General features: G+C 68.4%; 8 protein-coding genes, 1 tRNA gene and 2 pseudogenes. 5 read left to right on the top strand and 6 right to left on the bottom strand.

The window, feature by feature from the left end:
• Both E5198_RS18590 and E5198_RS18585 read right to left on the bottom strand, forming a co-directional pair.
• Window positions 1-1,446: pseudogene (locus E5198_RS18590) on the bottom strand (DEAD/DEAH box helicase); the annotation flags it as partial.
• 257 nt (window positions 1,447-1,703) lie between these two features.
• Window positions 1,704-2,450: a spermidine synthase gene (locus tag E5198_RS18585; RefSeq protein WP_136491438.1), complete on the bottom strand. Its 747-nt coding sequence runs from the start codon at window positions 2,448-2,450 to the stop codon at window positions 1,704-1,706.
• 139 nt (window positions 2,451-2,589) lie between these two features.
• Between E5198_RS18585 and E5198_RS18580 the strand changes: the two genes are divergently transcribed.
• Window positions 2,590-3,936, top strand: coding sequence for a class II 3-deoxy-7-phosphoheptulonate synthase (locus tag E5198_RS18580; RefSeq protein WP_136491437.1), 1,347 nt, complete (start codon window positions 2,590-2,592; stop codon window positions 3,934-3,936).
• On the opposite strand, the gene E5198_RS18575 is transcribed toward E5198_RS18580, so the two are convergent.
• A complete protein-coding gene (locus E5198_RS18575; protein WP_256659193.1) occupies window positions 3,933-4,148 on the bottom strand; it encodes a DUF1127 domain-containing protein in 216 nt (71 codons plus the stop codon). The two genes, E5198_RS18580 and E5198_RS18575, sit on opposite strands and share 4 nt — an antisense overlap.
• A gap of 108 nt (window positions 4,149-4,256) precedes the next feature.
• Here E5198_RS18575 and E5198_RS18570 point away from each other — a divergent pair, with 108 nt between their 5' ends.
• Complete coding sequence (locus tag E5198_RS18570; protein WP_136491435.1) at window positions 4,257-5,108, top strand: LysR substrate-binding domain-containing protein; 852 nt, start codon at window positions 4,257-4,259, stop codon at window positions 5,106-5,108.
• On the opposite strand, the gene E5198_RS18565 is transcribed toward E5198_RS18570, so the two are convergent.
• Entirely contained in the window at window positions 5,098-5,853 is a 756-nt protein-coding gene (locus tag E5198_RS18565; RefSeq protein WP_136491434.1) for a sulfite exporter TauE/SafE family protein, read from the bottom strand. The genes E5198_RS18570 and E5198_RS18565 overlap by 11 nt on opposite strands.
• A 98-nt stretch (window positions 5,854-5,951) precedes the next feature.
• Between E5198_RS18565 and E5198_RS18560 the strand changes: the two genes are divergently transcribed.
• Window positions 5,952-6,905 carry a LysR family transcriptional regulator gene (locus E5198_RS18560; RefSeq protein ID WP_136491433.1) on the top strand — a complete coding sequence of 318 codons (954 nt, stop codon included), beginning with the start codon at window positions 5,952-5,954 and terminating at the stop codon, window positions 6,903-6,905.
• A 59-nt stretch (window positions 6,906-6,964) separates the two neighbouring features.
• Here the strand turns inward: E5198_RS18560 and efp are convergent, their stop codons facing one another.
• Window positions 6,965-7,540: an elongation factor P gene (gene efp, locus E5198_RS18555; RefSeq protein ID WP_136491432.1), complete on the bottom strand. Its 576-nt coding sequence runs from the start codon at window positions 7,538-7,540 to the stop codon at window positions 6,965-6,967.
• A gap of 34 nt (window positions 7,541-7,574) precedes the next feature.
• Window positions 7,575-8,720, bottom strand: a complete 1,146-nt coding sequence (earP, locus tag E5198_RS18550) for an elongation factor P maturation arginine rhamnosyltransferase EarP (protein WP_136491431.1) — start codon at window positions 8,718-8,720, stop codon at window positions 7,575-7,577.
• A 162-nt stretch (window positions 8,721-8,882) separates the two neighbouring features.
• Between earP and E5198_RS18545 the strand changes: the two genes are divergently transcribed.
• Both E5198_RS18545 and E5198_RS18540 read left to right on the top strand, forming a co-directional pair.
• Window positions 8,883-8,972: transfer RNA gene (locus E5198_RS18545), tRNA-Ser, on the top strand.
• 221 nt (window positions 8,973-9,193) lie between these two features.
• Window positions 9,194-9,705 (top strand): annotated as a pseudogene (locus tag E5198_RS18540) (transposase); the annotation flags it as partial.
• Window positions 9,706-9,880 lie beyond the last annotated feature (175 nt).

Here is a 9,880-nt window from a genome sequence, read left to right as displayed (position 1 = left end):
GGCTCGCCGCTGCGCTCACCAGCACGCTCGCCGCGCTCGCCAGCCGGCGCACGCTCGCGGGCCGGAGCCGGGGCCAGCGGCTGCTCGCGGCGCACGCCCTCCAGATCCAGGGCCTGGCCCTGGGTCTGCTTGGCCAGCAGTACGGCAGCCAGCACCTCGGGGGTGCACTCCAGGCGACGGCACAGCTCGGCGCAGACCTGGCCGCGGCTGGCTTCGGCGTCTGCCAGCAGCGGCTGGAGGCTGTTGGCCAGACGCTGCAGACGCGCTTCCAGCACGGTTTCGGCATCCGGCATCTTGATCTCGGCGACCTTCTGCCCGGTGACGCGCTCGATCACCTGCAGCATGCGGCGCTCGCGCGGGGTGACCAGCAGCAGGGCACGACCTTCGCGACCGGCACGGCCGGTACGGCCGATGCGGTGCACGTAGGACTCCGGGTCGTACGGCATGTCGATGTTCAGCACGTGGGTGATGCGCGGCACGTCGAGGCCACGGGCGGCCACGTCGGTGGCGATCACGATGTCCAGCACGCCGTTCTTCAGCGACTCGACCACGCGCTCGCGCTGGGCCTGGGCGATGTCGCCGTTCAGCGCGGCGGCACGGTAGCCGTTGCGCTCGAGCATCTCGGCGATGTCGAGGGTGGCCTGCTTGGTACGCACGAAGCCGATCAGCGCGTCGAACTGCTCGACCTCGAGCAGGCGCAGCACGGCGGCCTGCTTCTGGTCGGCGTGCACCATCAGGTGGGCCTGCTCGATGCGTTCGACGGTCTGGGTCTTGCTGGCGATCTTGACGTGCTTGGGCGACTTCAGGTTGCGCTCGGCAATGGCGCGGATCGACGCCGGCAGGGTCGCGGAGAACAGCACGGTCTGGCGGCTTTCCGGCAGGGCCTGGAAGATCGCCTCGATGTCCTCCATGAAGCCGAGCTTGAGCATCTCGTCGGCCTCGTCGAGCACCAGGCGCTGGACGCTGTTCAGCAGGTTCTCGTCGCGACGCAGGTGGTCGCACAGGCGGCCGGGGGTGGCGACCACCACCTGGGCGCCCTGGCGCAGGGCCTTGAGCTGTGGGCCCATGGGCGCGCCGCCGTACACCGCCACCACCTTCACGCTGCCCATGTCGCTGGAGTAGCGCTCGAAGGCGGCGGCGACCTGCAGGGCCAGCTCGCGGGTCGGGGTGAGGATGAGGATCTGCGGCTCGCGGCGGCTCGGGTCGAGCAGCGACAGCATCGGCAGGGCGAAGGCCGCGGTCTTACCGGTACCGGTCTGCGCCTGGCCGATCATGTCGTGGCCGGCGAGGATCACCGGGATCGACTGGGCCTGGATGGCAGACGGCTCTTCGTAGCCGACCGCGGTGATCGCGGACAGCACGGCCGGATGAAGATTGAGCGCGGCGAAGCCGCCAACGATGGATTCGGTCATGGGTATTTGCCTCGTGTAATCCGCAAAGACCCATGGCCAGCGCTGCGCCAGCCAAAAGCAAGACCCGTGGGGTCACCCTGGCAGCCTGGTCGGCGGGGATTTGCGAAATCGCGTGAAAGGATAGTTCGTCAAGAAATGTCCGTGGGGACGGACGCACAGCAGAAGCCGCGCTTGCGGAAAAAGCGGTTCCACAAGAGCGCGTAGCAAAGCTGGCGCGCATCATAACGCAAAATGCGTGCCGAGTCGCGCTATTTTTGCCCGGGCACCTGCCAAAGCCTCCCCACCGCGCGCTCAGCTCGCCGGCCGCAGCGCCGCGATCAGCCGATCCGGGGAGTAGCCCAGCGCCCCCTCCAGCGCCGCAGCCCGCTGGCGCAGCCGCTCCTCGTCCAGCTCCTGCCCGTCGTCGGCCGGGATGAACAGGATCACGTTGCCGTCGCTCACCGGGATCTCCCAGTAGCTGCGGCGGAACAACCCGCGCAGCAGCGCCGCGCCCAGCGGCTTGCCGTCGGCGGTGCTCCACTGGTTGATCACCAGCCAGCCACCGGGGCGCAGGCGCGCGCGGCAGGCCTCGAGAAAGCCCCAGGCGAGGTGCGCCGCCGCCGGCCCGGTGTCGGTATAGAGGTCGAAGAAGATCACGTCCGCCGGCGCGCACTCGTCCAGCCGCTCCTGGGCGTCACCGATGCGGATGCTCAGGCGCGGATCGCTGGCCAGCCCCATGAACTCGCGAGCCAGGCGCGGCACCTCGGGGCGCAGCTCCACCGCCTCCACCGTGGCGAACGGCAGATACTTCAGGCAGGCCATGGTCAGGCTGCCGCCGCCCAGGCCGAGGAACAGCGCATGCTCGGCGCGCTCGGGCAGCAGCGCGCCGAGCAGCATGGCGCGGGTGTAGTCGTACTCCAGCCAGGCCGGATCGGGGACATAGCTGCAGCTCTGCTCGACCTCGTCGCCGAACTCGAGGAAGCGGTAGTCGCCGGACTGCACCACGCGGATCACTCCGTAGTCGTCGTGCACCTCGGCCAGCTGCTGGTAGTCGCTCATCTCGTGCCCCCGGAAAAATGGCCCGGCATCCTAGCAGAGCCGCCCTCTCGATGCAGGGACTCTATCGGAACCATCGGCCCGGCGGGCGGATCGATCGGTTACCATAGCCGGCATACCGACACACGCAAGGCGAGCAGTGATGAGCCAGACCTGGAGCCCCGACAGCTGGAGAGGCAAGCCGATCCAGCAGCAACCCGTGTACCCCGACGCCGAGCACCTGGCGCGCGTCGAGCGGACCCTCGCCAGCTATCCGCCGCTGGTGTTCGCCGGCGAGGCGCGCGAGCTGCGCCGGCAGTTCGCCGAGGTCACCCAGGGCCGCGCCTTCCTGCTGCAGGGCGGCGACTGCGCGGAGAGTTTCGCCGAGTTCTCCGCCGGCAAGATCCGCGACACCTTCAAGGTGCTGCTGCAGATGGCCATCGCCATGACCTTCGCCGCCGGCTGCCCGGTGGTCAAGGTCGGGCGCATGGCCGGCCAGTTCGCCAAGCCGCGCTCGGCCGGCGAGGAGACCATCGACGGCGTCACCCTGCCGGCCTACCGCGGCGACATCGTCAACGGCATCGGCTTCGACGAGAAGAGCCGGGTGCCGGACCCGGAGCGCCTGCTGCAGGCCTACCACCAGTCCACCGCCAGCCTCAACCTGCTGCGCGCCTTCGCCCAGGGCGGCTTCGCCGACCTGCACCAGGTGCACCAGTGGAACCTCGACTTCATCGCCAACGCCGAGCTGAACGAGAAGTACGGCCAACTGGCCGACCGCATCGACGAGACCCTGGCGTTCATGCGCGCCTGCGGCCTGGAGGATGCTCCGCAGCTGCGCGAGACCAGCTTCTTCACCGCCCACGAGGCGCTGCTGCTCAACTACGAGCAGGCCTTCGTGCGTCAGGACAGCCTGACCGGCGGCTGGTACGACTGCTCGGCGCACATGCTGTGGATCGGCGACCGCACCCGCCAGCTGGACGGCGCCCACGTCGAGTTCCTGCGCGGCGTCGGCAACCCGATCGGCGTCAAGGTCGGCCCGAGCATGAAGCATGACGAGCTGCTGCGCCTGATCGACATCCTCAACCCGGACAACGACCCGGGGCGCCTCAACCTGATCGTGCGCATGGGCGCCGACAAGGTCGAGGCGCACCTGCCGCAACTGATCCGCGCGGTCGAGGACGAGGGCCGCCTGGTGCTGTGGAGCTCGGACCCGATGCACGGCAACACCATCAAGGCCAGCAGCGGCTACAAGACCCGCGACTTCGCCCAGGTCCTGAACGAGGTGAAGCGCTTCTTCCAGGTGCACCAGGCCGAAGGCAGCTACGCCGGCGGCATCCACATCGAGATGACCGGACAGAACGTCACCGAATGTATCGGCGGCACCCGCCCGATCACCGAGGCCGGCCTGTCCGACCGCTACCACACCCACTGCGACCCGCGCCTCAACGCCGACCAGTCGCTGGAGCTGGCGTTCCTGATCGCCGAGACCCTCAAGCAGGTACGGCGCTAATCCTGACGGGAGCCCCGGTCGTCCCAGAACGGCCGGTGGCTCTCCACCCAGATGTCCGCACGGCTCAGGCCGATATCCTTGAGCGTCGCGTCGCTCAGCATCGCCAGCTGGCGGCGCTGGCGCGCCAGTTGCCGCCAGCGCCGCACCCGCTGCCACGCCCGTCGCCACCAGGGCGGCAGGACCTCCAGCCGCCCGCTTCCCACTACCTGCATTTGCCCTTTCATCGCCTGATCCTCCTCTGCCTGTGGATTCAGTCTCGGCGCGGGCATAGGATCAATCCAACGAATACTTGTGATGACAGGCATCTCGGGGATTGATGAATGAGCTATCCGAGCATCGACAGCGAGCTGCTGCGCACCTTCGTCGCCATCGCCGACCACGGCGGCTTCACCCGCGCGGCGGAGGCGGTCAACCGCACCCAGTCGGCAGTGAGCATGCAGATGAAGCGCCTGGAGGAGGACGTGCTGCAGCGCGCGCTGTTCGCGCGCGACGGCCGCCAGGTACGGCTGACCGCCGAGGGCCAGGTGCTGCTCGGCTACGCGCGGCGCATCCTCAAGCTGCAGGGCGAGCTGCTGGCCACCCTGCGCGAGCCGCACATGGTCGGCGCGGTGCGCATCGGCACCCCGGACGACTACGTGATGCGCTTTTTGCCCGGCATCCTCTCGCGCTTCGCGCAGAGCCACCCGCTGGTGCAGGTGGAGGTGCACTGCGAGCCGTCGTACCAGTTGCTGCAGCGCCAGGACCTCGACTTCAGCATCGTCACCCGCGAGCCGGGCAGCGAGATCGGCCGGCTGCTGCGCCAGGAACGCTTCGTCTGGGCCGAGGCGCGCGGCTTCAGCCCCCACGAGCAGTCGCCGATGCCGCTGGCGATGTTCAACAGCGGCTGCTTCTGCCGGGCCTGGGCATGCAACGCCCTGGACGCCCTCGGCCGCCCCTACCGCATCGCCTACAGCAGCCCGAGCCTCGCGGCGCTGCTGGCGATAGTCGGCGCCGGCCTGGCCGTCACCGCCCAGCTGCAGAGCCTGATCCCGGCCGACCTGCGCATCCTCGGCGAGGCCGAGGGCCTGCCGCCGCTGCCGACCACCAGCATCGTCCTGCTGCGCCGTCCCGGCTCGGAGTCACCGGTCACCGACGCCCTCGCCGAACACATCGCCGAGGGCTTCAGGCCTTGAGGCCGAGCAGCGCGGCGCACAGCAGCAGGAACAGGGTGAACAGCCCGCGCAGCAGCCGTTGCGGCAGGGCATGGGCCAGCCGGACGCCCCAGCCGATGCTCAGCAGGCCGCCGACCGCCAGCGGCAGACCGGTCGCCCAGTCGACCTGGCCGTGCCCGGTGTAGGTCGCCAGCGCCACCGCCGTGCTGGGCGCCGCCAGCGCCAGCGACAGCCCCTGGGCCACCACCTGGCTGACGCCGAACAGCAGGGTCAGCACCGGCGTGGCCACCACCGCGCCGCCGACGCCGAACAGTCCGCCGACCAGCCCGGCACCGCCGCCGAGAGCGCCCAGCCACGGCCAGGGGCGGTTCAGCCCGGCGCTGCCGGCGCCGGTGCGCAGGAACACCTGGGTCAGGTTCCACGCGGCCAGCGCCAGCAGGAAGCCGACGAAGCCGCGACGCATCGCCTCGGCCTCCAGCCCCACCGCCAGCGCGGCGCCGATCCAGGCCAGGCAGAACGAGGACGCCCCGAGCAGCAGCGCGTGCCGCCAGTCGATGCGATTGCGCTGGTGGTAGCGCCACAGCGCCAGCAGCACGTTGGGCACCACCATCACCAGCGCCGTGCCCTGGGCCAGCTGCTGGTCGAGGCCGAACAGCAGAGCCAGCGCGGGAATGGCCAGCAGGCCGCCGCCGATGCCGAACAGGCCGCCCAGCGCGCCGAGCAGCAGGCCGAGGCCGAGATCGAGAAAGAACACCGAGAGAGTCATGGCACCTCCGGAAAAGGCGCATGCTACGCAGCCATGGCTGGCCGGGAAACGCAAAGCCACGCACAATGGCTGTGCAGATCCTGCAAAGCAGATACGCCATGAATCCCGACGCCCTGACCACCCAGCTCGCCCTGTTCCTCGATGTGCTGGCCTGCGGCAGCTTCTCCGCCGCCGCCCGCCGCCAGCAGCTCACCCCCTCGGCGGTGGCGCGGCGCATCGATGCCCTCGAGCAGTCCCTCGGCAGCCCGCTGTTCCAGCGCAGCACCCATGCGGTCAGGGCCACCCCGGCAGGACTGGCCTTCGCCGAACGCGCCCGGCGCATCCTCGACGAGCTGCGTCTGGCGCGCGCCGAGGCGGTATCGCTGAGCGAGGCCCCGGAGGGGCTGATCCGCATCGACGCCCCGGCGCCCTTCGGCCGCCGCCACTTGGCGCCGGCGATCGCCGAGTTCCTGGTGGCCTGGCCGGGACTGGACGTGCAGCTGCGCCTGATCGACAGCTTCGTCGACCTGCAGGGCGAGCACCTCGGCGAGGTCGACCTGGTGCTGCGCATCGGCCCGCTGGCCGACACCCGCCTGGTGGCCACGCCGCTGGCGCCGATGCGGCGCATCGCCTGCGCCAGCCCGGACTACCTGAAGCGCCGCGGCACGCCCAGCGACCCCCGCCAGTTGCCCGAACACGACGGCCTGGACTGGGATGCCCTGGCGCCGCCGCACGCCTGGCGCTTCGAGATCGACGGACAGAGCCGCCTGATCCGCCCCGGGCGCCTGCGGATGACCGCCAACAACGCGGAGACCCTGCTGTTCGCGGCGGTCGCCGGCCTCGGCATCGCCCACCTGCCGACCTGGCTGATCAGCGACCACCTGCTGCGCGGCGAACTGGTGCCGCTGTTCTGCGACGCCGGCCTGCCGCCACCCGAACCCAGCGGCATCTACGCCCTGCGCCTGCCCCAGCCCGCCGCCTCGCGCACCCGCCTGCTGCTGGAGTTCCTCAAGGACCGCTTCGGTCCGCTGCCCCCGTGGGACCAGGCGCTGCAGGCCCGCTTCGACAGATAGGCCGCGCAGAAACGAAAGAGCCCGGCACTGGGCCGGGCTCTGGGGTACTCGCGTCAGACTCAGGCTTGCGGAGCCTGGGTACGGCCCTTGTAGGAGCCGTCGCGGGTGTCGATTTCGATCCAGTCGTCGATGTTGACGAAATCGGCCACCTTGACTTCGGTGCCGTTGCGCAGCTTGGCCGGCTTCATCACCTTGCCGCTGGTGTCGCCACGGGCAGCGGTTTCGGTGTAGACGACCTGACGCACGATGGTGGTCGGCAGGTCGACGGAGATCACCTTGCCTTCGAAGAACACGGCTTCGCAGACGTCGGTCATGCCTTCCTCGATGAACGGCAGGACGCTCTCCAGATCTTCCGCACGCAGTTCATAGGAGTTGTACTCCGGATCCATGAACACGTAGTCCTCACCGCTGATGTAGGACAGGGTCACTTCCTTGCGATCGAGGATGACCTGCTCCATCTTGTCGTCAGCCTTGTAAACGGTCTCGGTCTTGGAGCCGTTGATCAGGTTGCGCAGCTTCATCTTGACGATGGCGCTGTTACGACCGGACTTGGTGAACTCGGCCTTCTGGATCAGCCACGGCTGGCCGTCGATCAGGGCAACGTTGTTGGCCTTCATTTCTTGTGCGGTTTTCATGCGAAATATCCGGATGTGACTGGAGGTACAAGATCTAAGCCGCGCATGATAGCGAATTTTGGTAAAACTGTTCCAGCGCAGCGGCAAGATCAGGACGAGAGGCCTGCTCCGCGCACCAGTTCTGCGCATGCTCCCGCCACTCCGGCCAGTGCCGCTGCGCCGCCAGCCAGGCTTCCCCCATGCCCGCCCCGGCATTCCACGCCCGCCACAATTGCTGCAGGGCCTGCCCCGCCCCGGCGGACAGCCCCTGCCGGTAGAGCGCCAGGAACGCCTCCAGCTTGTCCCAGTGGGCGTCCTCCTGCTGCGGGTAGATGTGCCAGAGCAACGGCCGCCCCGCCCACTGCGCGCGCACGAAGGAGTCCTCGCCGCGCACCGCATTGAAATCGCAGCACCACAGCAGGCGGTCGTAGTCATCCTGGGACACGAAAGGCAGCACCTGCAGCTGCAGATTGCCGCGGCGGGCGACGAACCCCGGCTCCAGCTCCGCCGTCTCGCCCAGCCACTGGCGCAGATCGCCGAGAATGCGCCCGCGCGGCACCAGCAACTGGGTCGGCTGCGCGTCGGCGACCAGGGCATCCAGCCATTCGCCAAGGCCGGGATTCTCATAGGCGAACAGCGAGATCAGCCGCGCCTGCGCCTGCACGGTGACACCGACGCCGGCGAGAAACGCGCGCCGCGCCGCCTCATCGGCCTGGAACGCCTGGCGCCGCGCCAGCAACTCGCGCTCGCGCAGCAGGCCGCCGGTCCCGGCGACGAAACCGGGAAAGAAGAAGTACTTGCGCAGCCCCTGGCCCTGGGGCGACGGCAGGCCATGGCAGCCGACCACCCAGTCCTCGGCGCTGAGATACTCCAGGTTCAGCCACAGGGGCTGGCGCTCGGCGGCGCGCATGTCCGCCACCAGGGCCTGCGGCAGCGTGCAGCCGAAGGCTTCGATCACCACGTCGGCCAGGGCCCGGGGCTGCCAGTCCGCCGCCCAGTGGCAGACCTCCACCCCGGCCACCACCTGGCAGGCCAGCCCGGCATCGGCCTGGGGACAGAGCGCGACAAACGCCGCCGGCTCGTCGACCCACAGGCGCACCCGGTGGCCATGCTCGGCCGCCAGCTGACGGGCCAGCCGCCAGGTCACCCCGATGTCGCCGTAGTTGTCCACCACACTGCAGAAAATGTCCCAGCTCGCCATGCGCGCCTCCGTCACTTGCCGGCGCGCAGTCTAGCAGGAACCCCGCCACGCCTCTGCGCAGCCCTAAGCCAATGAAAAATTTGAAAAAACCTTTGCTTTTCGAAAAGGCTTCGAATACATTGTGCGCCGTCGACAGGGCAACGCCCCAGCGACGTCAAATATGGTGAGGTGTCCGAGCGGTTGAAGGAGCACGCCTGGAAAGTGTGTATACGGGAAACCGTATCGAGGGTTCGAATCCCTCCCTCACCGCCATATTGAAAGCTGAAAGCCCCGGATTCCGGGGCTTTCGCGTTTCTGGGGTTTGGCAATCCAGCCTTGACCCATACTCTGACCCATACCAAGGCGCTGTGTAAGCGCGCGCAGGCTGTTGAGTAGGCGCCAATGGCGATCCATGCCCGCCCCCCGGTGTCAGGATAGTTGTCGCCTGATGGGACTCACCCAAACTGAACCCTGGGGGCGGAAAGAGCTGTGCAATGCCGCGTTACTCTGCTGAACCAAAAGCCGCCCTGCTGAAGAAGCTGTTGCCACCGCTGAACTTGTCCGTGGCCGAACTGGCCCGCCAGGAAGGCATCTCCGAGGTCACCCTGTATGCTTGGCGCAAACAGGCCAAGGCTGAAGGAGCCCCCGTGCCAGGAGACAAGAAATTGCCCGATGACTGGTCGGCCGAGGCCAAGTTCGCCGTCGCGCTGGAGACCGCCGCGCTGTCGGAAATCGAGCTGAGCGAATACTGCCGGCGCAAGGGCCTGTACCCCGATCAGGTGCAGGCCTGGCGTCAGGCCTGCATCAGTGGTCAGCAGTCAGCCCAGGCGCAGCGTCAGGCCGAGCGGGAACAGGCCAAGGCGGACAAGAAGCGTATCCGTGAACTGGAGCGCGAGCTGCGCCGCAAGGACAAGGCGCTGGCTGAGGCAGCAGCGATCCTGGTGCTGCGAAAAAAGCTCAATGCCTACTGGGGAAACGACAGCGAGGACAACTGACCTCGCTGCCAGCCGCGGGTGGTCGCTCCTCGGCCAGGGCCTGATCCAAACAGGCCTTCACCTCGGCCGGCAGAGCGGCCTCGGGTGATCAAGGGGAAAACAAATTTACACTAGGTGTGCAGTCCCAGGAAGTCATGGTGCATTCTTGAACCCTCACCAGGAGGATGCGCTATGGCAACAGGTCTT

The organism is Pseudomonas sp. A-1 (genome assembly GCF_004801855.1).
GTDB lineage: Bacteria > Pseudomonadota > Gammaproteobacteria > Pseudomonadales > Pseudomonadaceae > Geopseudomonas.
The sequence above is the reverse complement of the archived record's forward strand: the minus strand, read 5'-3'. Positions and strand labels throughout refer to the sequence as shown.

Bases quoted from the DNA above. Each gene is read 5' to 3' on its own strand.
- E5198_RS18585 (WP_136491438.1), bottom strand. From the start codon at position 2,450: ATGAGCGACTACCAGCAGCTGGCCGAGGTGCACGACGACTACGGAGTG.
- E5198_RS18580 (WP_136491437.1), top strand. From the start codon at position 2,590: ATGAGCCAGACCTGGAGCCCCGACAGCTGGAGAGGCAAGCCGATCCAG.
- E5198_RS18575 (WP_256659193.1), bottom strand. From the start codon at position 4,148: ATGCAGGTAGTGGGAAGCGGGCGGCTGGAGGTCCTGCCGCCCTGGTGG.
- E5198_RS18570 (WP_136491435.1), top strand. From the start codon at position 4,257: ATGAGCTATCCGAGCATCGACAGCGAGCTGCTGCGCACCTTCGTCGCC.
- E5198_RS18565 (WP_136491434.1), bottom strand. From the start codon at position 5,853: ATGACTCTCTCGGTGTTCTTTCTCGATCTCGGCCTCGGCCTGCTGCTC.
- E5198_RS18560 (WP_136491433.1), top strand. From the start codon at position 5,952: ATGAATCCCGACGCCCTGACCACCCAGCTCGCCCTGTTCCTCGATGTG.
- efp (WP_136491432.1), bottom strand. From the start codon at position 7,540: ATGAAAACCGCACAAGAAATGAAGGCCAACAACGTTGCCCTGATCGAC.
- earP (WP_136491431.1), bottom strand. From the start codon at position 8,720: ATGGCGAGCTGGGACATTTTCTGCAGTGTGGTGGACAACTACGGCGAC.